The 24,122-nt window shown below is 54.9% G+C and carries 22 protein-coding genes (1 of these 22 running past the window's edge); 12 read left to right on the forward strand and 10 right to left on the reverse strand.

The features are described 5' to 3' along the window. Positions 1-198: the 5' end (the start) of a tyrosine--tRNA ligase gene (gene tyrS, locus ACJJIW_RS03880; RefSeq protein WP_444912061.1), read on the reverse strand. It extends 1,107 nt beyond the left edge of the window; the window shows 198 of its 1,305 coding nt (coding positions 1-198); the start codon lies at positions 196-198; its stop codon lies beyond the left edge, outside the window. A 276-nt stretch (positions 199-474) separates the two neighbouring features. Here tyrS and ACJJIW_RS03885 point away from each other — a divergent pair, with 276 nt between their 5' ends. Both ACJJIW_RS03885 and ACJJIW_RS03890 read left to right on the forward strand, forming a co-directional pair. Then, the gene (locus ACJJIW_RS03885) at positions 475-1,854 is read left to right on the forward strand and encodes an OapA family protein (RefSeq protein ID WP_444936725.1); all 1,380 of its coding nucleotides are present in this window, start codon (positions 475-477) and stop codon (positions 1,852-1,854) included. A gap of 15 nt (positions 1,855-1,869) precedes the next feature. Then, entirely contained in the window at positions 1,870-2,979 is a 1,110-nt protein-coding gene (locus ACJJIW_RS03890; protein ID WP_282934416.1) for an anhydro-N-acetylmuramic acid kinase, read from the forward strand. A gap of 23 nt (positions 2,980-3,002) precedes the next feature. On the opposite strand, the gene erpA is transcribed toward ACJJIW_RS03890, so the two are convergent. The 4 genes from erpA to argC form a co-directional block, all read right to left on the reverse strand. Beyond that, positions 3,003-3,356, reverse strand: coding sequence for an iron-sulfur cluster insertion protein ErpA (erpA, locus tag ACJJIW_RS03895; protein ID WP_108731633.1), 354 nt, complete (start codon positions 3,354-3,356; stop codon positions 3,003-3,005). 162 nt (positions 3,357-3,518) lie between these two features. After that, complete coding sequence (locus tag ACJJIW_RS03900) at positions 3,519-3,962, reverse strand: bactofilin family protein (RefSeq protein ID WP_282934417.1); 444 nt, start codon at positions 3,960-3,962, stop codon at positions 3,519-3,521. 33 nt (positions 3,963-3,995) lie between these two features. Then, on the reverse strand, positions 3,996-4,739 hold the full coding sequence (locus ACJJIW_RS03905) for a DUF6776 family protein (protein WP_282934418.1): 744 nt from the start codon (positions 4,737-4,739) through the stop codon (positions 3,996-3,998). A gap of 53 nt (positions 4,740-4,792) precedes the next feature. Next, the gene (gene argC / locus ACJJIW_RS03910; protein WP_282934591.1) at positions 4,793-5,839 is read right to left on the reverse strand and encodes an N-acetyl-gamma-glutamyl-phosphate reductase; all 1,047 of its coding nucleotides are present in this window, start codon (positions 5,837-5,839) and stop codon (positions 4,793-4,795) included. A 218-nt stretch (positions 5,840-6,057) separates the two neighbouring features. On the opposite strand from argC, the gene ACJJIW_RS03915 reads away from it, so the two are divergent. The 7 genes from ACJJIW_RS03915 (at position 6,058) to hemB (ending at position 13,641) form a co-directional block, all read left to right on the forward strand. Then, positions 6,058-7,761: a chloride channel protein gene (locus tag ACJJIW_RS03915; protein ID WP_444936726.1), complete on the forward strand. Its 1,704-nt coding sequence runs from the start codon at positions 6,058-6,060 to the stop codon at positions 7,759-7,761. A 33-nt stretch (positions 7,762-7,794) separates the two neighbouring features. After that, positions 7,795-8,217, forward strand: a complete 423-nt coding sequence (gene hemJ / locus ACJJIW_RS03920) for a protoporphyrinogen oxidase HemJ (RefSeq protein ID WP_282934420.1) — start codon at positions 7,795-7,797, stop codon at positions 8,215-8,217. Positions 8,218-8,299: 82 nt separating this feature from the next. Continuing rightward, entirely contained in the window at positions 8,300-9,085 is a 786-nt protein-coding gene (gene thiD, locus ACJJIW_RS03925) for a bifunctional hydroxymethylpyrimidine kinase/phosphomethylpyrimidine kinase (RefSeq protein WP_282934421.1), read from the forward strand. Positions 9,086-9,265: 180 nt separating this feature from the next. Continuing rightward, on the forward strand, positions 9,266-10,549 hold the full coding sequence (hemL, locus tag ACJJIW_RS03930) for a glutamate-1-semialdehyde 2,1-aminomutase (protein ID WP_444936727.1): 1,284 nt from the start codon (positions 9,266-9,268) through the stop codon (positions 10,547-10,549). A 160-nt stretch (positions 10,550-10,709) separates the two neighbouring features. Continuing rightward, positions 10,710-11,882, forward strand: coding sequence for a benzoate/H(+) symporter BenE family transporter (locus ACJJIW_RS03935; protein WP_444936728.1), 1,173 nt, complete (start codon positions 10,710-10,712; stop codon positions 11,880-11,882). Positions 11,883-11,891: 9 nt separating this feature from the next. After that, positions 11,892-12,518 (forward strand): GntR family transcriptional regulator, encoded by a 627-nt coding sequence (locus ACJJIW_RS03940; protein WP_444936729.1) that lies wholly within the window; start codon positions 11,892-11,894, stop codon positions 12,516-12,518. Between the two features lie 112 nt (positions 12,519-12,630). Beyond that, positions 12,631-13,641: a porphobilinogen synthase gene (hemB, locus tag ACJJIW_RS03945; RefSeq protein WP_444936730.1), complete on the forward strand. Its 1,011-nt coding sequence runs from the start codon at positions 12,631-12,633 to the stop codon at positions 13,639-13,641. A gap of 43 nt (positions 13,642-13,684) precedes the next feature. On the opposite strand, the gene mrcB is transcribed toward hemB, so the two are convergent. Continuing rightward, a complete protein-coding gene (gene mrcB / locus ACJJIW_RS03950; protein WP_444912056.1) occupies positions 13,685-16,267 on the reverse strand; it encodes a penicillin-binding protein 1B in 2,583 nt (860 codons plus the stop codon). Between the two features lie 385 nt (positions 16,268-16,652). On the opposite strand from mrcB, the gene ACJJIW_RS03955 reads away from it, so the two are divergent. Next, on the forward strand, positions 16,653-17,651 hold the full coding sequence (locus ACJJIW_RS03955) for an adenosine kinase (RefSeq protein ID WP_413664263.1): 999 nt from the start codon (positions 16,653-16,655) through the stop codon (positions 17,649-17,651). 51 nt (positions 17,652-17,702) lie between these two features. Here the strand turns inward: ACJJIW_RS03955 and ACJJIW_RS03960 are convergent, their stop codons facing one another. The 4 genes from ACJJIW_RS03960 to ACJJIW_RS03975 form a co-directional block, all read right to left on the reverse strand. After that, positions 17,703-19,496 carry an EAL domain-containing protein gene (locus tag ACJJIW_RS03960; protein WP_444936731.1) on the reverse strand — a complete coding sequence of 598 codons (1,794 nt, stop codon included), beginning with the start codon at positions 19,494-19,496 and terminating at the stop codon, positions 17,703-17,705. Between the two features lie 179 nt (positions 19,497-19,675). After that, entirely contained in the window at positions 19,676-20,245 is a 570-nt protein-coding gene (locus ACJJIW_RS03965; RefSeq protein ID WP_444914843.1) for a YajG family lipoprotein, read from the reverse strand. Positions 20,246-20,280: 35 nt separating this feature from the next. Continuing rightward, a complete protein-coding gene (locus ACJJIW_RS03970; RefSeq protein WP_413664261.1) occupies positions 20,281-20,742 on the reverse strand; it encodes a copper chaperone PCu(A)C in 462 nt (153 codons plus the stop codon). Next, a complete protein-coding gene (locus ACJJIW_RS03975) occupies positions 20,739-21,467 on the reverse strand; it encodes an N-acetylglucosaminyltransferase (RefSeq protein WP_444914844.1) in 729 nt (242 codons plus the stop codon). Before ACJJIW_RS03975 ends, ACJJIW_RS03970 begins: the two co-directional genes overlap by 4 nt. Positions 21,468-21,587: 120 nt before the next feature. On the opposite strand from ACJJIW_RS03975, the gene ACJJIW_RS03980 reads away from it, so the two are divergent. Then, positions 21,588-23,390, forward strand: coding sequence for a protein-disulfide reductase DsbD family protein (locus tag ACJJIW_RS03980; RefSeq protein ID WP_444936732.1), 1,803 nt, complete (start codon positions 21,588-21,590; stop codon positions 23,388-23,390). A 259-nt stretch (positions 23,391-23,649) separates the two neighbouring features. After that, positions 23,650-24,105 carry a type II 3-dehydroquinate dehydratase gene (gene aroQ / locus ACJJIW_RS03985; protein WP_444914846.1) on the forward strand — a complete coding sequence of 152 codons (456 nt, stop codon included), beginning with the start codon at positions 23,650-23,652 and terminating at the stop codon, positions 24,103-24,105. The last annotated feature ends 17 nt before the right edge of the window (positions 24,106-24,122 follow it).

The following is a 24,122-nucleotide window of genomic DNA, read 5'->3' on the forward strand; positions in this document are numbered from 1 at the left end:
CCCTGCCGCCTGAAACCTCTTCAAGGTCAGCAACGGTACTAGACTGCCTATATGAAGGGAGTCTGCAGTGGGATCAAAACCGCAATACAGGGTTCGACTCTCCGACAAATGCTGCGTCAGTTCGCCGTCACCAGTCGCTTGATTAATTAATCCGCGACGGTCCAAGTCTTCAAGCAGTGTCATGTCGACCCCAGCCATGCTTTCCCCTCATATATAGGCTTGAAATTAGCGCCACCAAGCGGCGGCAAAATGCGCTGCAACATTACCGAAGTTTGCGGCAAATACAAGCGTGCAGCAGCCCAGTATCCGCACTAAAAACAAAATTCATGAGGAACCAAACCGTGCAAAGACGTGTCAATTATCTCGTGAACCAAGGCGGCTTTTTTGCTATAAAGCCCCTCCAATGCCTGTTTTTTAGACACTCAGTTTTTCAAGCGCAAATAACAACGACCGCCAGTACCATCCGCTAACGCCATGCAAAACCATCGTAAATCGAGTACAGACCTCCGTATTGGCGGCTTACCCAAGCATTTTCCCCGCGTTCATGCGCTGACCGCTGGCATCGCAGCCTTTGTCCTTATGCTGGCCGTTCTGATTCCTTCACCGGAGATTTCCTCTAAGCGCACATCCCTACCCGTCAAACTTTCAGAGGTCCCAAGCGGCGACAGCTCTGAAGCCAAACCTGCACTCACTTATACGCCGGCGGAGACCCCACTGCTTAACGTCAGTGTTGAGGCGGTCAAGTCGTTAAGCCTTGAAGTTCGTAATGGGGATACGCTGTCAGACCTATTTCAACGTGCAAAGATCAGCGCCAAAGAGATGTACCAGCTTCTGGGTAGCGGCAAAGAGGCAAAACAGCTGGCACGTCTAACTCCGGGTGAAGAGCTGACCTTTCAAACAAATAATGATGGCCAGCTGCAGTCCCTGAAATTACAGCGGGACCGACTCAATCAAATTGAGTTTACTCGCACAAATGCAGATAAGTTTGAACACGCACTGATAACTCGCGAGCCCGACAGCCACCCGGCTTACCGACAGGCCCAGATCGATAGCTCCCTATTCCTGGCCGGTAGCGATGCTGGGCTGAGTGACAGCCTGATAATGGAGATGGCGGATGTATTCAGCTCCGATATCGACTTTGCCCTAGATATTCGCAAGGGCGACAATTTTAGTGTGATGTTCGAAGAGTTGTTCCTGGATGGGGAGAAAATTGGCAACGGTCCTATCCTTGCGGTCAGTTTTACCAACCAGGGAAGAACTTTTAGCGCTGTACGCTATGTGGATAACAGTGGTGATGCCAATTACTACACGCCTGAAGGCAAAAGTATGCGCAAGGCATTTATCCGCACACCGCTGGACATAGTCCGCATCAGCTCTCACTTCAACCCGAGCCGCCTGCACCCAGTATTCAAGTCACGCCGACCTCATAATGGCACCGACTATGCCGCTCCAAGAGGCACCCCCGTTTACTCTACTGGCGATGGTCGGGTTATCGCGTCCGGCTATAGCAAACCCAACGGCAACTACGTATTTATCCAGCACGGCGAACGGTATGTAACCCGTTATCTCCACCTGACCAAGCGCAAAGTCAAAAAGGGCCAGCGCGTTAAGCAGCGCCAGGTTATTGGCACTGTGGGGTCTACCGGTTATGCCACCGGCCCGCACTTGCACTACGAATTCCTGGTGGATGGCAGACATCGCAACCCCGCCACCATTGTGCGCAAATTGCCCAAGGCAAAGTCGGTACCGACTTCCGAGATGATCCGTTTTAAAAACCAGACCCAGCCACTTCTGGCGAAACTAGAGAACTTCCAGGGGCCGGCTCTGGCTCAACTGGATGAAGAAAGCCCCTAACAAGCGCCAACGAATATGCCCGATCTGTTTATCGGCCTGATGTCCGGCACCAGCGTTGACTCCATTGACGCGGTGCTGGTCGATTTTGGCGATGAAGAAAAAATTAACACCCGTATCCTGGCTGCGCTAGCCCACCCGATTCACAGCGGCCTGCGCGAAGCTATCCTCAGCCTCTGCGCCCCCGGCCCTTCAGAGTTGGATCGCGCCGGACAGTTAGACCGGCAACTGGGACAGGTTTTTGCCGAGGCCACCAATACCCTGCTAGCCCGAGCCGGTGTTGAGGGTCAGTCTGTTACCGCCATTGGCAGTCACGGCCAAACCGTACGCCATCGCCCCCCAGGCACAGTGACTTCTCCCTTCACTTTGCAACTCGGTGACCCCAACACCATCTCAGCACTGACGGGCATCTGCACCGTTGCGGATTTCCGTCGCCGGGATATCGCTCTCGGTGGTCAAGGAGCGCCTTTAATGCCGGCGTTTCACCAGGCCGCCTTCAAAACTGATGGAAGCCGTGCGGTGGTCAATATCGGGGGGATGGCCAATATCACTGAGCTGACGGCAGATGGCCAGGTTTACGGCTATGACACAGGTCCAGGTAATGCATTGCTCGACTACTGGGTGAACCTACACAAAAACCAGCCCTACGATAGAAATGGAGACTGGGCCGCGAGCGGTCGCGCCAATGCTGAACTTCTCAACCGCCTGCTTTCAGATCCCTATTTCTCCGCCGAACCACCCAAGAGCACTGGCCGTGAAACTTTTAACCCCAGCTGGCTCGAACAGGCCTGCGCCGGTTTGGAAGTGGCGCCGGTAGATGTGCAGGCGACCTTGTCTGAAGTGACCGCAGCCAGTATCGCCGATGCCGTGCATAATTTTGCCGAAGGCGGCGAGCTGCTCACTTGCGGGGGCGGGGCAAAAAATAAGGACTTGGTTGCGCGATTACAGCGCCGCTTGCCCACCTGGTCTATTACTGACACAGGCAGTTACGGTATTGACGCAGACTGGCTTGAAGCCGTTGGATTTGCTTGGTTGGCCCGCCAGACATTGAGAGGGCTGCCCGGTAATTGCCCGGGAGTGACTGGCGCGCAGAAAGAGGCGGTGCTAGGGGCTATTTACCCGCCCTGATCAATAGGGCGGGTTAGGATTTCTCAAATAGAGAAAGAGGATCCGCAGCCACAGGTAGCGGACGCATTGGGATTTTGTACTACGAAGCGCGACCCCGAAAGGCCTTCTTCGTAATCAACATTGGCGCCAACCAGGTAGGGGTAGCTCATCGCATCCACCAAGACCTGAATGCCATCCTTTTCTATGATGGCATCATCTTCGGCAACCAATTCATCAAAGGTAAAACCGTATTGGAAACCGGAACAGCCGCCTCCGGTCACGAACACCCTGAGTTTCAACTCCGGGTTGCCCTCCTCTTCCAACAGGCTTTTTACCTTGGCCACAGCCTTGTCTGTGACCACGAGTGGCGCGGGAGAAAAGGATACAGCTTCTGACATAAGTCTCTCTCAACTCATCGGGACATTCACCGCTCGTATAAAAGTTATAACGAGTGCAGCCCCGGGGGCGTCATCTTGCTTAAACCCAGCAATTCAGTCAAGTATTAACCGGCAGGTGGGCCGGTACTACAAAGTACCAGCGCCAGCCAATACTACCCGGACTTAAGAGGCTTCAATGACAGTTTCATCTTCGGAATAGCCGAGCATATGGGGCTCACCCGCGCTACTCAAGTCGGCACTGGATACCAGAGCACCGTTTACCTGGGCACCTTTCAGCATCTCGATCAGCTTATAGTGTACATTGCCTTCTACCATTGCCTTGGAAGCCAGTTCCAGGTGGCGCGCAGCAAACACATCCCCTTTCACATTGCCATTGATCACTACCTGAGGCACACGAATTTCACCCTCAATGATGCCGCCATCCACAATTTGCAGGCGCGCATCACTATCACTGTGAGCGGTAACATTGCCACGCACCTTACCTTCGATGACCAGGTTGCCACGGAAGTGGATATCACCGCTGATCTCAGTCTGACGAGCGATCAAAGTCGTGTGGTTACTACCGGTATTGGCCATAGTTATCTGTTTCTCTTTTTTTCTTAACATAATCCCCAAAACCTCGTGCCTTTGGCACCTATGCTAACTTTCCTGTACTAACCAACCGTAGCGCTGCTCAATATTAAAGCCCTTGCGCCCAGAAGATTTAAGTGACAACTCCACACCTTCGGGCACAAACCCCTCCGGCAAGCGCAGCTCTCCCTCGATATTCTGAAAATATTTAAAACGCAGCTGAATCGACTCACTATTCACCTGCTCCGACAGTTCCTTCAGAGGGTAACTCTTCGGTTCCCCATCCTGACGGCCCACTACGGTAAATGTGGCCGTGCCTTTTACAACATCCCGACGCGCTGCGGACTGTTTGATCTGTAACTTGTACTGGTAACTTTTTGGATCGCCGGTCTGCGAGAGGATAAAGCGTCCAATGGACACCCCCTCACCCCCATCTTCAGGGGCCATGACGCCGCGATAGAAAGAAATTTCCTGCTTTAGCTCTGCGATCTGGCTCTCTTTCTGCACCAGTTCCGCACGCACCGACTCACTCGCCTGCTCACCGATAGTCAGCGACTGCTCTGCAGTGGCAACCCTCATTCGCAGGGATTCATTCTCACTCTGAAGCGCGGTAACACGATCGAGTACTTGAGTATGCTCCAGTGTCTTGCGATCGAGGCTCTGGCGCAGCTGATACTGCCCGGCGAAATAGGACCCGGCCGAGGTCACTAATACCAAAAAAACGACCCCCACTACGGCAATGACACCAGAGAAGGGTTTATGAGGCACCACTTTCATGCGGTACTGCTTGCTGCCTTTAACTTTGAGCACCATGAAATCTGCTAAGTCTTATCCGGGATTTATCGATTGTCGGGAAACACCCGATTCTAAGGCAGCAGTGCCGGGCTATCCAGGCCCAACGTCTCAGTTAAGCCAAACATAATATTCATATTCTGGATTGCCTGGGCGGACGCGCCTTTGGCCAGGTTATCAATGGCCGATAATACCAGTACCGTATCCCGCTCCTGGGGTTGCAATACCGAGATGCGGCACATATTGGTCCCTCTAACCGTACGAGTCTGAGGGTGGCTGCCCGCCGGCATCACATCTACAAAAGGCTCATTTTTATAGCGGTTTTCAAAGATCTGTTGAAGCTCATCGGCATCAACCTTCCCCACTGACCGGGCAAATAAAGTAGCGTGGATACCGCGAATCATGGGAAGTAAATGCGGTACAAAAGTCACCTGCGCGGGAGAGGATTCAGTGGCCTGCACTCGACGAAGCCCCTGTTCAATCTCGGGTAAATGACGGTGCCCGGCGGCAGAATATGCGCGGAAGTTGTCGCTATTCTCAGCCATAATCAAGTCGGTCTTACCCTGTCGCCCCGCACCACTGATACCACTGGCCGCACTGGCGATCAGCTCACCAGGTTCTACCAGGCCCTTTTCCAAAAGCGGTATCCATCCCAATTGAATCGCGGTGGGATAACAGCCCGGGCAGGCTATCAACTGCGCATTGGCAATCTGTTCCCGATTAACTTCTGGCAAACCATAAACAGCGCTTTGAGCTAATTCCGGAGCGGCGTGGGCCTGACCGTACCACTGCTCCCAGGTAGGTATATCTTTCAAACGGAAATCGGCGGACAAATCGATCACTCGAACTCCGCGTTCAATAAGTGCCGGTACCTGGGCCTGGGCAACGCCATGAGGTGTAGCGAAGAATACAACGTCACAATCCGCCAGCTGTTCGAGATCGGGGCTACAGAAAGACAGCTGCGAGTGCCCTCTCAGGCTAGGGAAAAGCTCGGCAACCGGGGTACCATTCAACGAACGGGAGGTGATTGCGGTAACTTCCGCTTGTGGATGTGTTGAGAGAAGCCGAAGTAATTCCACCCCTGTATAGCCGGTGCCCCCGACAATCGCTACTTTTATCACCTTGCTAAAATCTCCGGTATATCCGCCAACTGAGACGATAATCGTAAAACCAGACAGGCACTCTACCACAAGCCCCAGCATTTTAAGGATGTGCGGTGTCACAGCCCCCAAGGAACTCGCTAAAAAAGTCGTTTTCGCGTTATTTAGTTAGGCCTGGCAGCCTCGAAAATATACGCTTACAGCTTTCCTCCAAAGACGCGCTGGCGCCTTTACTGGGGATGGCCCTGATCACCGGCATCCTGGCCGGAGGGGTAACTGTACTTTTTCGGCTGGCGATGGAGTGGCCGACCACGCTGTTTTTATCAATCCCACAAAATTACGAATCCCTTCCCCCTTTCTGGCGCTTCGCATTGCCAGTCATCGGCTCTCTGGTAGTGGGATGTATCTATTTATTTCTAAATCCCAGACGCCGCCAGGTGGGAGTGGTCCATGTCCTGGACCGGCTCTACAATCACCAGGGGCAAATGCCAATGCAAAATGCCCTGCTACAGTTTTTTGCCGGCGCAATAATTTTAATTAGCGGCCACTCGGTGGGGCGGGAAGGCCCAGCTGTACACTTGGGGGCCGCCAGTGGCAGCTGGTTAGCTAGGGCGCTGAAGCTCCCCAATAATTCCGGTCGCAACCTACTGGGGTGTGGTGTAGCCGCAGCAATTGCGGCCTCCTTTAATACCCCGCTGGCGGGCGTAGTATTCGCGATGGAAGTCGTGATGCTGGAATATACTGTGGCAGGTTTTTTACCGATAATTCTCGCGGCTGTTGCCGGTAGCGCCATCACCCAGCTGACTTTCGGTAGCCAACCGGACTTTAATGTACCCGCGATTCAACTCAATTCCCTTGCCGAGCTGCCGCTACTTTTTGTGTGCGCACTGGTTATTGGGGTTCTCGCCGGATTATTTATCCGCTCCCAGCGTATTTTAATTCCCCAGCAGCGTTACTCCCCACTTCTTCGATTTCTCTTGGTTGGCCTTGTTACTGGCACCTTGGGTATCTGGGTACCGGAAATCCTGGGCGGTGGATATGACACTTTGCAGATGGCAATGCTGGGAGAGTTGGGGGTAGCGACACTCATTGCTATTGTCGCCGCGAAATTAGTTGCAACCGCTTTGGGGGCAGGGCTCGGAATTCCCGGTGGGGTAATAGGCCCCAGCCTGATTATCGGTGCCTGTATCGGTGGTATTGCCGGTGGCCTGGCTAACTTGTGGCTGGGTGAGCACACCGCGAGTCCAGGCTTTTATGCCATGGTGGGTATGGCGGCAATGATGGCTGCCATGCTCAATGCGCCTCTAGCTGCGCTACTCGCTATCTTGGAACTTACCTATAACCCACATATTTTATTCCCTGGAATGATGATGATCGTGGTGGCCACATTAGTAAGCCGCCAACTCTTTTCCACTATCGGTCTCTATCACGAAACGCTGCGAGCCCTGAATAAAGCGGGAATGCCAAGTTGGCGACAGCAAATGCTGAGCAGTGTCGGAGTTGCCAGCGAAATGAATCAGAGCTTTGTTGTGACTCCTAGGGAAATTACCCGCGCTGCAGCAACAGAATTAATTAATCAACACCCCGAGTGGATTCTTATCGATTTACCCAAGGAGCCGGCACCGCAACTACTGCGTGCAGCAGACTTGGCAACTTTTCTTCGCGGTGGTGCGAAAGAGGCGGCCGAGAGCGAAAAACAAGTTTCCTCCGCATCAGATAAATTACTAGACCCGGGAGAAATGATCGATTTATTGAGACTACCCGGCGAACGCAAACAGCTGGCGTCCCTAAGCTGGCGAGCGACAATGCTGGAGGCCTCGCAAAAGCTGGAGAGAAGTGGCGCGGATGGCCTATATGTCTGCCGTCATAAAAGCGGTTCGCTGGACAATCGCACGGCGGGCATTATTCTGCCGCTACAAATTAACAACTTTTACCGGAAGTAATTTTTCTTCCCGTTTCTTTTAAGGGGACTTTCAATGCTGTGGATCAAGGCTTTTCACATTATTGCGATGGTGTGCTGGTTTGCCGCACTTTTTTATCTGCCACGACTGTTTGTCTACCATGTCGATGCCACTGATGCCGTTAGTCGCGACCGCTTCTGTATTATGGAACGCCGCCTTTATCGCGGTATTGCCATTCCTTCCATGCTGGCCACCGTTGCCTTGGGCATTTGGCTCTACAGTTTGAACCCGGCCTACTACACCTCCGCCGGCTGGATGCACGCAAAACTGACTTTTGTTGTTCTCCTCCTGGGCTATCACCATATCTGTGGCGCCTATGTTCGCAAGTTTGCCCGGGGAACCGTTACCCGCAGCCGCCGCTACTTCCTAATATTTAATGAGTTCCCAGCAGTTGCACTTGTCGCCATCGTCATTTTGGTTGTCGTAAAGCCATTTTAATTTGGCGCGTATTCATTCCTTGTCAAAGGCGCTCAGCAACTAGAATTAGGCGCACAGCTAATGGCCGTCATGTAGAGCACTTATGGATACACCTCAGCCCGTTATTCTGACCGTTACTCACCACGACCCCAGCGGCAGCGCCGGAATTGCCGCAGATACTGAGACAGCGGTCAGTCTCGGCTGCCATGCGGCCTCGGCAGTTACCGCCATCAGCGTGTGTAACACCGGTGAATTGCTGGGTGTCGCCCCAGTCGACGACAGCCTGCTAATTGAACAAACCCGGGCCGTTTTGGAAGACATGCCGATCGCCGCGATCAAGGTCGGCTATCTGGGCTCCGTAGAGAATGTGCGCGCGCTTCACAGCGTACTCCACGACTACCCCGATATTCCCGTCGTTATCGACCCCGATGCCACACTGGCCGACAAAGAGAGCGTTCTCGCCCCGCCTCTGTGGGAGGCTATGGTATCGCTGTTGTTGCCCAAGGCGACCATGGTGTGCCCCAACCGCAGGGAAGCTCGCGCCATGGCTGTGGAGGCCGATGTCCTCGACGCCATGGCCCAGGAAATCCTCGAATCCGGCTGTCGCTACCTGTTGCTGACTGGCGTGCCCCACGAGCAACAATTACAGAACCGGCTCTACGATGAGCGCGGCCTCATGCGAGAGTTCAAGTGGGAGCGCTTGCAGCCAGCGGCCTATGGCGTCTGCGGCACCCTCGCTACTGCCATTGCCTGCCATATCGCCCACGGGCTGACCATTATCGAAGCCGTTACCCGCAGTCAGCAATACGCTTGGAGTGCGATCAAAGACAGCCGGCGCCTGGGCATGGGAAGGCCGATTCCCAACCGGCTGTTCTGGTGCGAACGCTAAACCTGGAGCTGCTGACACAAATTTCGCCCCTGCCCCGATCAATCTCACCGTCCCCATGACGGTGAGATCTTCTGTCTACACAGTCTGTGACCGGTCGTCGCCAATCTACACATTGTCCTCAGGCGCCACCCCCGCGATAATGCTCCCCAGGCCCTTTATGCAGAACCTGAATATAAGTTTATGAGTAAATCCGAGCAGCTCTTCGCAGAAGCACAGCAGTACATTCCCGGCGGCGTTAACTCTCCGGTACGGGCTTTTCGCGCAGTCGGCGGTACCCCGGTGTTTATCCGCCGTGCCGAGGGCGCCTACCTCTACGATGCAGACGAGAAACGCTACATCGACTACGTACAGTCCTGGGGCCCCATGGTGCTGGGCCACGCACACCCGGAAGTCATTGAAGCCGTGGTGGAACAGGCCCAATCGGGACTGAGCTTCGGTGCACCAACCGAACTGGAAACCGAACTGGCCGAAGAACTCTGCCGCCTGTGGCCGAATATGGACCTGGTGCGCTTCGTCAATTCCGGTACCGAAGCCACCATGAGCGCGATTCGCCTGGCCCGTGGATTTACCGGCCGCGACAAGATTGTGAAGTTCGAGGGCTGCTACCACGGCCACTCCGACTCCCTGCTGGTTAAGGCCGGCTCCGGGGCCCTGACCATGGGTGTACCCTCTTCTCCCGGCGTTCCCGCCGCCCTGGCAGATCACACCATCACCTTGAGCTACAACGATGCTGATAGTGTGCGCAGCTGCTTCGAAGAGCTGGGCGATCAAATCGCCTGTATCATCGTCGAGCCTGTTGCCGGCAATATGAACTGCATTCCGCCGGTACCCGGCTTCCTGGAAACCCTGCGCGAAGTTTGCGACCAACACGGTGCCCTATTGATTCTCGATGAGGTTATGACCGGCTTCCGGGTGAGCTTGACCGGGGCCCAGGGCCTCTACGGTATCGAAGCGGATATCACCACCCTCGGCAAAGTCATCGGCGGCGGTATGCCCGTTGGCGCCTTTGGCGGTAAACGCGAGATCATGGAACAAATCGCACCCCTGGGTCCGGTTTACCAGGCGGGCACCCTGTCCGGTAACCCTGTAGCTATGGTCGCGGGCTTGGAAACCCTGCGTTTGGTGGAAGAACCCGCCTTCTACGAGCCTTTAATTGCCAAAACCGACCGTTTGGTAGAGGGCATCCTGGCGGCTGGTAAAGCCGCAGGTATCCCAATTACCGCCAATAAGGCCGGCACCATGTTCGGATTCTTCTTCACCGAAGAACCTAAAGTAACTAACTATCAACAGGTAATGGCCTGCGATAACGAGCGCTTTAACCGTTTCTTCCACGGCATGCTGGAAGAAGGTGTCTACCTGGCACCGGCCTCCTATGAGGCAGGGTTTATGTCCGCAGCTCATACCGATGAGGATATTGAGGCCACAATCACTGCCGCTGAACGCGTCTTCGCCCGCCTCGGCTAATTGCCCACCTCTCTCCAGCACCCGCAGCCTGCGGGTGCTGCTTCTATGCCCGTTTAACTTTACCCCCCTCCAATAAAGCCTCAGTCGCTTCACCGCAAAGTTATTGCGCTCAAAAAAACTAACAGCTAAAAATGTATACAAAATATAAAAGGTATACATTTTGAAAAACTCACCGTTTTCAGATACCAGTTTGTCCGCCATCAGCGCAGGCTTTGTCGCCGTGCTGGTGGGAGTAGCCAGTTCCGCCGCCATAGTCTTTGAAGCCGCGCGTGCAGCTGGCGCAAGTGAAGCGATGATCGCCTCCTGGATTGGCGCCCTGGGCCTGGGGATGGGCATTACCTGTATTGCCTTCTCTTGGTATTACCGCGCCCCGGTAATCACTGCCTGGTCGACTCCAGGTGCTGCACTCTTGGCCACCAGTTTAAGTGGCATACCCATTGCTGAGGCGATTGGTGCTTTTGCGTTTAGCGCCCTGTTAACACTCCTCGTGGGCTTGTCCGGAGCCTTTGAACGGGTAGCGCGAATGGTGCCGGCACCGATTGCCAGCGCTATGCTCGCAGGCATACTTCTGCAATTTGGTCTCTCAGTATTTACTTCTCTGCAGGCACAACCGCTATTGGTCGGCATCATGTTACTGACCTATCTAGTCGGGCGCCGTTGGGCGCCTCGCTATGCCATTATTTTGGTACTAGCGGCTGGGGTGGCGACTTGCTGGAAGTTGCAACTCATTGCATCGGCCCAGATCAGCTGGCAAGCGGCACACCCTGTTTGGGTCACGCCAGAATTCCGCCTCTCCACTTTAATTGGCATTGGCCTTCCTCTTTTTATCGTCACTATGACCTCTCAGAACCTGCCCGGAGCGGCAACCCTGGCCGCCAGTGGCTACAGTAGAGTGCCTATATCTCCTGTTATTAGCGGCACCGGCCTCACCTCTTTATTGCTGACACCGTTTGGTGGCTTTGCATTTAATCTGGCAGCTATTACCGCTGCTATTTGCACCGGCCCGGAAGCCCATCCCAACCCCGACAAACGCTATACCGCCGGCATTGCCGCCGGTATTTTTTATCTGCTGGTGGGCCTCTGCGGCGCTAGCGTTGTGGCATTATTCAGCGCCTTTCCCCAGGCACTGATTGCCGGCCTCGCCGGCTTGGCACTGATTGGTGTCATTGGTAGCAGCCTGGCTGGCGCAACAGCCGAAGCCGACAGTCGCGAAGCCGGAATTATTACTTTTCTGATCAGTGCTTCCGGTATCAGCCTCTTTGGCATTAGCTCTGCCTTTTGGGGGCTGCTGGGGGGGCTGGTGTGTTACTGGTTTTTCAAGCGCAGGAATTAATAAACATCGATGGGCCTCTACGAAAAAATTAAGTCGGACTTGCAGCAAGGGCGATTCGCCGCCGGCCAGGTGCTAAAGCAAGCCGATCTGGCAGAGCTTTACGCCGTGAGCCGTATTCCGGTTAGGGACGCTCTACAAAGATTGAAAAATGAGGGCTGGTTAACCGGGCACGGGAAACGCGGCATCGCAGTGCCGCAGTTTGACCCTATTGAAGTGGAAGACCTCTACCTGATGCGCATGCGCCTGGAACCGCTGCTGCAATCCCTGGCACTGGAAAACCTTAATGGAGAGATCCTGGGGCGGGCCAGAGATATTCTGGAATCCATGCAAGCCAAACCTGAACTCTCCGCCGAGCAGATCGGAAAAATGAATTGGGAGTTCCATGCCTGTATTTACCGGGCAGCTGCAAGACCCACGCTATTTAGTACCGTCGAGCAACTGCACCGGCAATGTGAGCGTTATATCGGTTACCAATCCCACGGTCTGAATTACCAGGACACCAGTCAGGACGAGCACTTTGCAATACTCAATGCACTCCAAGAGGGAAACGGGGACCAAGCCGCCGCACTGCTGGCAAAACATATAGAAGCTGCCGGCAAACTATTGGTAAGGCACTTACATCAGCCCCATTTTTAAACCGCTTTCCCTCAGCAATCGAAAATCACCCACTGCGGCAATTTGATATGATGGCTGCCAATTGCGGCTGCGGGGTTTCTGCGGCCCTATGGATAGCCGGAGTAATTTCCCGATGAGCCAAAGTTTCGGCCGTGGTGCCTACCCCAACACTCGCCTGCGTCGCCTGCGTGCAAAGGATTTTTCCCGTCGACTGGTGCGGGAAACCCAGTTGAGCAGTGACGACTTGATCCTGCCACTGTTTGTTATTGAGGGGCGTAACGAAACCCAAAAAGTCGCCTCAATGCCGGGTGTTGAACGCCTGAGCGTGGACCTGTTGGCCAAGAAAGCGAAGACAGTTCAAGAGCTGGGAATCCCCGCAATAGCCCTGTTTCCGGTAGTCGACCCGTCGGCAAAGTCCGATTGCGCCAGTGCCGCCCACGACGCCGATGGCTTGGCACAAAGGGCTGTTCGCGAGCTGAAAAATGCGGTACCGGAATTGGGAGTTATCACCGATGTAGCCCTGGACCCCTTTACCAGCCACGGCCAGGACGGGCTGATGGACCACAGCGGTTATATCGTCAACGACGAAACCGTTGAGGTATTGGTACAGCAGGCCCTGTCACACGCTGCAGCCGGTGCCGATATGGTGGCCCCCTCGGATATGATGGATGGCCGTATCGGAGCCATTCGCGATGCTCTCGAAGGCGCGGGCCACAGCAATACCCTGATTATGTCCTACGCCGCTAAATATGCCTCCGCTTACTACGGCCCCTTCCGCGATGCAGTGGGCTCTGCCGGGAACTTGAAAGGTGGCAATAAAGCAAGCTACCAAATGGACCCCGCCAATACCGATGAGGCATTGCACGAGTGCGCCCTGGATCTGCAAGAGGGCGCAGATATGGTGATGGTGAAACCCGGTATGCCCTACCTGGATATAGTGCGTCGGGTAAAAGAAGAATTGCGGGTTCCCACTTTCGCCTATCAGGTGAGCGGGGAGTATGCGATGCACTGCGCCGCCTTTGAAAATGGCTGGTTGAAGCGAGAGGCGGTTATTCTGGAGTCCTTACTGGCCTTTAAGCGCGCCGGTGCCGACGGCATCCTCACCTATTTCGCCGAAGAAGCCGCACAGTTGCTGCAAGACTGATAGCCGGCGATAAAGCGCGCGATTCAATCGCGCGCTACCTTCCCTAGGGCCACTGATCTTCCAGATCAGGCCCCACCGGCTGGGCTTCCTCTACCGGTACGCTGTGAGCCCTCCCGCCAAAAGTATTATCTCTTGGCAGCTCCAGGGGCTCCTCTTCATAATCGGAGCCATACTCGGGATCTACACCAAACTCTTCCGCATCGTCACCTCGAAGTTGTTCCTGCAATTGTTGGCGGCGCTGATCGCGCATCTGCTGCTCACTGGTATCCACCCCCCAACCGGGACTCATCTCCTCTCTGGGAGCCGCTTCGTCGCGACCATTGCCAAATAGATTGCGGAACCAGCGCCAGCGGTTCTGCCCCCGACATTCCGGCGCCGGTTGCAGCTGGCTCTCGTAGGAGAAAGGAATCTCATAACCACCGCGACAGTAATCCGGGTCCATAAACTGCCCCCGGGAGTTCACTGACTTAAGCTCCACTCCTCGGGGCATCTCTGCCGGTCCATGTTGATGGGGCAGCTTGCGCATAATCTCCGTCCAGATCGGCAGTGCGCCGGTGGAGCCAGTTAGGCGCGTGCGCTCATTGTCGTCGCGCCCGAGCCAGACTACAGCGGTTACTTCCGGCGAGAAGCCCGCAAACCAACTATCGCGGTTATTGTTAGTGGTTCCGGTTTTCCCGGCAAAGGCGATGCTACTTGGCAAGCGCTTGGCAGAGCGGCGTCCGGTACCCTCACGCATGGCCTGCTCCAGCCCCCAGCGCAACAGGTAAGCTGGAACGGGGTCGACACCGCGATTAGCCTTGCGGCGGAAGTGCTGTACACGGCCGCCCTGGGCATCGGAAACCGCCAGCAGTGTGCGCGGCTGTACCGTCTCACCATTGTTCGCGATGGTCTGGTACATACCGGCAACTTCGAACGGGGTCATCTCCACAGCACCAAGCAACATCGCCGGCACTCGGGGGAGCCTGGATTCAACACCCAGGCGGCGAATCGTCTGGCGCACATTCTGCAGGCCGAGATCCAATCCCAAATGGGCCGTCGCCAGGTTATAGGACTTGGCCAGAGCGATATATAGCGGTATCTGTCCGTGAGCGCGCTTATCGAAGTTCTGCGGCATCCATACATCGCCATCCGCCTCTTCAATTCTCACCGGGGCATCATCGATCAGGGTGGCCAGGTTGTACTCTTCCGGTCGCTCTAGAGCAGTGAGAAACACAGCCGGCTTAATCAGGGAGCCCACCTGGCGGCGGGCTTCCAGCGCCCGGTTGAAGCCTGGGTAGTCCGGGTTCCGATCTCCCACCATGGCGAGCACATTGCCGTTGCGATTATCCAACAATACTGTCGCGGCCTGGAGTGAATTGGCTTTGATCCCTCGGTCTTTCTCCAGCTGGCTAACGCCCTGACTGATGGACTCCTCCGCCAACTTCTGCACCGAAGGGGCCAAGGTGGTGTAAACCCGTAAACCCGAAGTGCGCAATTCCTCGTAGGAGTAGTAGGGACGCAATTCAATCAACAGCCGCTCAGTAAAGGCCGGGTAAGGATTCTGCGCACCGACACCACCCTTGACCACCCCCAGAGGCTTGGCGGAATACTTCTGGAACTCCTCCTGGGTAATCAGCCCCTGCTCCAGCATCAATTCCAGCACGGTATTGCGCCTTTGCAGTGCTCTCTCGGGATTGCGCCAGGGGTTGTAGTAAGACGCACCTTTCGCCAGCCCCACCAACAGCGCTACCTGATGGGGTTCCAAGGTGTCCAGGGGCTGCTGGAAATAGAATTCAGAGGCCAACCCAAAGCCATAAATACCTCTGGCACCCTGCTGACCCAACCACACTTCGTTGATGTATTCCTGCAGGATATAGCGCTTGTCGTAGTGCACCTCCATCAGGATGGCCATCAGGGCCTCGTTGAATTTACGCCTCAGGCTGGGCTTATGGTCAAAAAAGATATTTTTGACCAACTGCTGGGTAATTGTGGAGCCACCCTGTACCAATCGTCCGGCTTTTGCGTTGGCCACCATGGCCCGGGCAATACCGCGAGGGGAAACACCAAAGTGATTGAGAAAGTCCTGGTCCTCAACAGCAATCAGGGTATTGGCTACCAAGGGAGGAATATCATCGAAACGCACTGGATTGCGGTCGTCACCTCCCCCTAGTAGAGAGCCGATATTAGCTGCGTCCAGGCGAAACTCTGCCAGGCTTCGGCCATTGTCATCACGCAGGCCGCTGATTTGATCATTGCGCAGACGGAAGGAGACCACCGCAGCAGGCTGGCGGCCATTGGCATGGATAAAGTCCCGGCGCCAGACCTTGTAATTCATTCCGTCCTGAACCCAGGAACCAGGCTCACTCAGAGTGCCCTGCTTGCGGTAATTCAAGGCAGCAAATTCGGACTCCAACTCATCCGGATGCATTGCCATACCCTCGCGCAGCACCAGCGGACGAGCGTAGACTCGGGCGGGGAGTTGGTATTGACGGCTATCCAGTCGCTCGCGCAGCTGCACATCCAGGTAAGCCATATACGCTGCCAGCGCCAGGGAGCCCACCAGGGCTAAAAGCACTAGCAGCTTGAGCCAGCGATATCGTCGTTTGGGCTTTGACGCTCTGACGCGCCGGCGTTTCGTTGATGCCATATGAGGATTCAGTCCCGCTGCCAACTCAGTACATCAAGCGACTCATGAGACCTAACCAGCCCCAATCGAAGAGTCGAAGGCAGGGTACCAGCAGGTGGCAGCTCCGCTGGTATCTTGCTGCCAGTGCCTTTCAGCACTGGCGGGCCCACTCAATTAGCGGGCTAAAATCCAGGCTTGGCAGTATCTATCACCTGGCGGTTTACGTGAAGGTGCTATTTACACCTGTGCGAGGATTGACCGCAGCAACCGCCTATAAGTTCACCAAGATGTAACAAGCGCCTATGTGAGGGTTTGCTGTCGCCAGCCCTCCCCAATGCCTTGCACTTGGCAAAATCACGTCCATAATGCGGCGGAAATGTAGACAATAAGCCCGAATAGGAATGATATGCAGCAATACGATCTCTACGGCATAGGTGCCGCCCTACTCGATACAGAAATCGAAGTGTCGGACCAGGATTTGAGCAGCCTTGGCGTGGAAAAGGGAATCATGACCCTGGTAGATGACGCCCGTCAGCAACAGCTGGTAGACGACCTTCAAAACCATATGGTCACTGCCAAATTGGCCTGCGGCGGCTCCGGTGCCAATACGGTCATTGCTGCCAGCTATTTCGGTCTCCGCACCTTCTATTCGTGCAAAGTTGCCGCTGACGAGAATGGTGATTTCTACAGAAACAACCTTAACAGCGCCGGGGTCGACTACCCCGAAACACTGAAGCAAGCTGATGAGGGCACTACCGGCAAATGCCTGGTGCTTATCACCCCGGATGCCGAACGCAGTATGAACACCTATCTGGGAATGAGTGAACAGCTCTCAGTCGCTGAGCTGGATAGCGATGCACTGTCCGCCTCCAAGTGGGCCTATATCGAAGGCTACCTAGTTTCCTCTGAAACGGGCCGTGCCGCAGCGATCAAGCTTCGCGAAGAAGCCGAAGCCCACGGAGTTAAAACCGCTCTCAGCCTGTCTGACCCGGCTATGGTTCAGTTCTTCGGCGAAGGGCTGCGGGAAATGATTGGCGGCGGTGTGGATATGCTGTTCTGCAACCGGGATGAGGCTCTGGGCTTTACCGGTACCGACTCTGTGGAGGGCGCCGTTGAAGCGCTGCGCGATTACTGCCGCAGTTTCGCGATTACCCTGGGCGCCGATGGCGCACTGCTATGGGACGGCAACGACGTTCACCGCATAGAGAGTCCCGAAGTCCGCGCCATCGATACCAACGGCGCAGGCGATATGTTTGCCGGTGCTTTCCTCTACGGTATCAACCGCGAAATGAGTTTTACCGAAGCCGGCGAACTCGCTTGCCGCGCTGCCGCCCAGGTGGTGAGCCAATACGGCCCGCGACTAGAAGCCGAGCAGCACTCCGAATTACTCGCACCGGTTGTTTAATAGCAATTGCCTAATAGCAGTTATCTATAGGCACATGATTTCCAGGGGCCCCTAAGGCTTGGGCCCTCTGGAATGGTGGAGCATCCCCGGGTAGCTATCCAGCTCCGGCAGCCCCGTCGCTGCGGAAATACCGAACCCCTGGGCATAGTCCACTCCCATCTGGCTCAACTTTTCCATTAACTCCGGGCTCTCTACATACTCGGCGATAGTGCTGATACCCATTCTCTTCGCCAAGTGATCAATAGTGCTCACCATTGCGCTATCAATTTCATCCTCGAGCATATTCCGCACAAAGCTTCCGTCGATTTTAAGAAAATCTACCGGTAGCTGACGCAGATAAGCCAGGGAGGAAACACCGCGACCAAAGTCATCCAGGGCAAAGCTGCAACCGGCGGCTCTCAGCTTGTGGATAAATATCAGGGCTCGTTCAAGATTATTGATGGCGCTAGTTTCTGTAATTTCAAATTGAACCCGTGAAGGCGTTACACCGGCATCGGACAGAGACTGCAGCACAAAATCAGCAAAGGTCTCATCCCCCAGGCTGATACCGGAAATATTGACCGCATAATTAATTCCGACCATCCCCAGGCGCTGCTCCTGGGCCATATAGTCAAAGACCCGGCGAATTACCCAGCGGTCCACTTCCTCGATCAAGCCGTAGCGCTCTGCGGCTGGCAAAAACAGCCCCGGTGAAATCACTCCACCATCACGGCCGCGCATCCGCACCAGGATTTCATAGTGGTGGACATTGCGGTCCCCCTTTAGTGAAACCACTGGCTGTCGGTACAACATCAGGCGATCTTCCCGCAAAGCCGCGTGAATTTCCGCAACCCAGGTGGTCTCGCGACGCTTCTCCAATACCTTGCGGGAGTCACCAAACAGCTTAACGCGATTTCTGCCCTGCTCCCGGGCACTGCAACAGGCATCATTGGCCGACGCCAGTAACTGACTGGCACTGGGGGTAAAGTGATCGACACCAACAACACCAATCGACACCGCGACCCGGTTGTCATTCCCCTCCCAGAAAAAACTGAAGTTCTGCACAGAGTCGCGCAGCCGAGCCACCACACGACCACCCTCTTCCAGGGTGCAGTCGCGCAATAGTATCGCAAACTCATCACTACCGACTCGGGCAAACAGATCGTCGCTGGAGAGGCAGCGCTTGATTAACTCCACCAACTGAACCAACAACTGGTCCCCGGCAACAAAGCCCAGTGTGTCGTTAATAACTTTGAATTGATAAACATCCAGGTAGAGCAATACATGGTGCTGGCGTTTATCGATACAGAGGCTGAGTTGACTTTGCAGCTCACTCTCAAAGAATTGTCGGTTGGGCAGTCGGGTTAAGGCGTCGTGGCTGCTCTGCCACATAAGGCGGGTGGAAACCCGGCGCGCGGCAGAGGTATCCCGCAGCACCAAAACATAATTTTTTAGCACCCCCATATCCCAAAGAGCCATTACCTGCACGGTCACTTCAAGCGGGACATGCTCTTCCCCTGGGCGCTCAATACAGGCATTAAACTCTCTGGTTCTGGGTACTTCACCCAGGTCACTGGATGCCGGCAGTATCGGCTCTATCGCATCGCCCCGGCTATTGCACAGGCGCAAACCTTCGCTGAGTGGCTGGCCGGGCAGCAGTCCAACCAGGTCCCCAGTCATTTCGTTGACCAGGGGGTTGGTGTAAACCACCGTACCCGCAGCATCGGTGACAATGACACCATCGGCAACTTCACCGAGAGCCGCCTCCGCCGCCTGTAAACTGATCTGCTCACAGGGGCGCAGCCCCTCTTCCAACTGGGCGAGGGGGCCGAGGTAACTTGCGGCCTCTGGATTAAACAGCGTCACGGGAAAACTCACTCAAAACACAACAGAGCAAAGCGCAAACCTTTCCCAGTAGCGGGGAGGTGCCTTGCGACAGGCCATAACCGAAAAAGGTTACCGACATCATCGCCCACGATCGCCGATTTTATTCAATTATCCAGCCTCCCAGCCGAGTTTTTTCTACAAATGTATAAATTGCACATTCACAGATTGCTGCGCAAGAAATTTTTTAATTTCTCGTCTTCAAATACTCGTTGTAGAGTTGTGCTGAGCAGTCCATTCACACGGCTTTGGACTTCTTCACGGCTGGGCTTAACCAGGTTCCGATCTTTGCCGGAAGCGCTGTAAGTGCCGAAATAAGTGCGAGGACCAATTTTCACTTCCAGGTGAATTTCAGCAGAGGTGTCAATCTCGGTGGTATAAACCGTATTTGGACTGTTGTAGGTGAGTTTTACCAATTTTGCGATCACCTGAACTTCCGGCGCGCTATCGGTAATTCGGAATGACCAATTTGAAAAACCCTCACGCAATCCCGCCGCAATAGCCTCACCAGCGTCATTGCCAATACTTACCTGAGCAGTATCCGCATAAACACCACCCAATGATCCCAAGCCGCCAGAGGGCAGTTCATTAACTCCCATCACACTCATACTAAAGCCTTCGCCTATCGCTTCAGGAGCAACCTGAACCTGAGGCTGCAGCCAAATTTGCAGCGGGCTGTGAGCACAAGCGCTGAGTAGCAGCGCACCGGCAAAAACCAATAACTTCTTCATGTTTAATTCCCCCTCACTTCAAAAAAACTGCCAATTCAGCCATGGTGATGGTGGTGGTGCTCCCCCTCATCACTCATCCGAACTATTGGCACAAGAATATCTACACTGCTGCCATCGGCAAAAAGCAGTCGCAACGGCAACTCTTCCCCCGCCTGCAAGCGCAGACCTTTAATCATTAAGTGAACTCCACCGGGAGCCATATCTACACTTGCCCCGGCGGCAATCGTCAGCTGATCCAGCGGGCGCATCCGGTTTATTCCATTCTCCGATATTGTGGTATGCAGGTCTGCCGAAGCCTGTTCAACACCCGGCAACTCCACACCCGTGAGTACCTGACTCGAATCACCAGTGTTGTGCAGCGACACAAAGGCAGCGCTCATCGAAGGTCCCGGAGGAGTTTCCCGGGCATACCCCTCCGCCGTAATTCCTATGGAATAGGCGCCTTTAGACACAAGGAGTGCGGTGATTAAAAAGGCAAATGCCAATACTTTTTTCATGGTGCCCCTCCGCTGGGCTTAATCAGAATCAGTTTCGCCGGATTCCCGACTTTGATATCTCCACGCACCCGATACCCGGGTACAGCCTCGCGCAGTTGCTGATAAACCCAACGGCCCTCAGCATCAGTGCGCGCTACGATAATGACGCGCAGCTGCTCGCTGCGAATCCTGCCCGCTACTCGCTGCAACTGTTCCACCAACCCGGCAGACCTTGTTGCGAGTTCACCGGCTGGCAGACCTATCACCTCCCCTTGCGGTAAATCGAGCTGCGCTCTCCCCCGCTCGCGGACCAACTGTGTACGCACTTCAGCCACCAGCGGATTGGCCGGGGCCAACATCTCGGCCCGTTTCAACAGGGTATTCACCGCCCCAAAATCCCTGCGACGCAGGGCGTCCCGCGCCCGCTCAACATAGGTGACCACAATGGTTTGAATACCGGTTTCTGCCTTGCTGTTATCCGGTTGCAGTTGCAATACACGCAGGTAATAGTCGTAGGCACTGGCACCGGCAGGCTGGGTTAGATGCCCTTTGCGTAGCGCCTGTTCCGCACGACTCAAAAAAAAGGAAATATTGTTGCGCCGAACCTGGTCTTGGGATGGCGTCTTTTTAGGGGCGGGAGGAGGGACAACCGTTTTAGGTGCGGGCTTATTGGATGAGCAGGCCCCCAGGCAAAATGCCAGTAGCAGTAAAACCCCAAGGCTGTGAAGGCGTTCAAATGACGGCAAAACAATCCCCTATTGTTGTTTTTTTGTACCACTGGCGTCGCTATACTGCTGCGGCGACTGAACCCCCGTCTGGTGCAGCAGTCTGAACTATGCGCCCGACTATAATGAATTTTTTCATCTATGGCTGTGATGACCAAAAGTTTCCGAAAAAATTTCCTCGTTCTGCTGACAATCCTGCTGGCCATAACCAGCATTGGAGCTGCAGCGCAGAATTCCGATAACCCTTTTGCCTCGCTGAGCAGCGCCCAGGAAAACTCTTTCCTGCCGGTCGATGAAGCTTATCAGCAGGATCTGCTCTTTGATGCCAACGGCCTCAGTGCACTCTTCCAGATTGCCCCAGAGTACTACCTCTATCGCGAAAAACTGGCGCTGTACAGAGTCGATAATGGTGAAAAAACTCCCATCCCCCTGAACCTGCCAACCGGTGAAGTCATTTGGGACGACTATTTCGAGAAAGAGACTGAGGTCTACCGAGGCCAGCTCGAATTTGCCCTGGATATCCCTGAAACCAGCGGTTCCACCCAACTGGAGCTCCACTATCAAGGCTGCGCAGATGCTGGCCTTTGCTATCCACCTCAGACCCGATACTACAGTGTGGATTTTGCCAGTCAGGATATAGAACCGCAGGACAGCGCCTTAATTACAGGCGCGCCCACTCCGCCAGCGAGTGCTGGCGGTGCCGCAGGCAGTAGCAATGTCACCTTATCACTGGCGCTGCTTCTCGCATTTGCCGGTGGCCTGATCCTGAACCTGATGCCCTGTGTCTTCCCAGTACTGTCGATTAAATTACTGGCAGTGAGCCAGGCGGCACAAAATGCAAGCCAAAGGCACCACCACGGCTGGGCTTATACACTGGGCGTAGTTTTGAGCTTTGTGGCTATCGCCGCTGTGATGCTCGCCCTTCGCGCCGGCGGAGAAGCTGTCGGCTGGGGCTTCCAGCTTCAATCCCCCTGGTTGGTGGCAGCACTCGCCTACCTGTTTTTTATCATGGGGTTGAGTCTGTCCGGAATGACCGAGCTCGGCAGTAACCTGATGGGTATTGGCGGCAACCTGAATAAACGTCAGGGATTGTCGGGCTCTGTGGCATCCGGCGCGCTGGCAACCCTGGTGGCCAGCCCCTGTACTGCACCGCTGATGGGCTCCGCACTGGGGTTTGCTGTTACGCAGCCCGCGCTAATTGCGCTAAGTGTTTTTGCCGCCCTTGGCGCCGGTATGGCGGCCCCCTTCCTGTTGTTGACCTATATCCCCGCTCTGGCGGAAAAGCTGCCCAAACCCGGCCCCTGGATGGATCGCCTAAAGCAGTTGTTGGCATTCCCGATGTATCTCACTGCGGTATGGCTACTGTGGGTTCTGGGCCGACAAGCCGGGGGGGATGGAGTTGCCCTGGTACTGGCTGGTGCTGTAGCCATTGCATTTTCCCTGTGGCTTTGGCCGCGTCCGCAATGGCACTGGCTGCGCGGTTCCCTGGCCCTGGCCTCCCTGGCCTTGGCGGTTTTTCTACTTCCGCAACTGAAAACCATCAATCAGTCTGAACAATTGTCCAGCAGCGATTACTGGGAGCCCTATTCGGCAGAGAGACTGGAGACTGCACGCAGTGAGGGGCGTGCAGTTCTGGCCAATATGACAGCGGCCTGGTGCATCACCTGCCTGATGAATGAGAAAGCTGTGCTGTCGAGCACCGAGGTCAGTGATGCTTTGGAGCGCCTCAACGTGGTCGCGCTGAAAGGAGATTGGACCAACCAGGATCCGCGAATCAGCGAATTATTGGCCAAATACGGGCGTACCAGTGTGCCGCTGTATCTCCTCTATCCCGCCGATGGGGGCGACGCAAAAATACTGCCGCAAATACTTTCTCAAGATGATTTACTACAGGAATTGGAGAACGCTGTGGACTCCCCTTTGAGCACTGGGGTGACTCAGTAAAGTTTTTGACGCCTTTGTAGCCAATAACCCAAGGTAAACAGGCCACAGCCCGGATATTTTGAACTAATTTTTTGCCCAATATCGCCGAACTGCTGCTAACTTCGATAAACTCCGAGTCTGGCATGGACAGGGAGTCACTTTTGCGGCAGACTCGGTTAATGAGTTCGGGCAGCTAGGCCGAAATTTCGAGTTTGCCCGCAAGATAGCCAATTTTAACCCACTTTATATGGGTTTTCGGCAACTTTCTTCAGGGCGAATTATGGCTAAACTTCTTCTCCTTCACGGCCCCAACCTAAATCTTTTAGGCAGTCGCGAACCGCACATCTACGGGTCTACCACCCTGGCGGATATCAATAAAGCCGCCGAGCGCCAGTGCGACGCCGCCGGCCACGAACTGGAAGTCCTGCAGAGCAATAGTGAATCAGCCCTGCTCGAACGAATCCACTTGGCGGCGACCAGTGGGGTCGACTTTATCGTGATCAATCCCGCTGCGTTCACCCATACCAGTGTCGCCTTGCGCGATGCCCTGGCAGCCGTTGCCATCCCGTTTATTGAGCTTCACCTGTCCAATCCCCACGCCAGGGAAGCTTTCCGACACCATTCCTATCTTTCAGATCTGGCCTGCGGCGTAATCTGTGGCTTTGGCGCCAACAGCTACACCCTGGCTCTACAGGCAGCCATCCATCAACTGGATGCCACACCTGCACAACAATGAATCAAACTGCGAGTAAA

Source organism: Microbulbifer maximicatervae (SeqCode) (assembly GCF_052467815.1).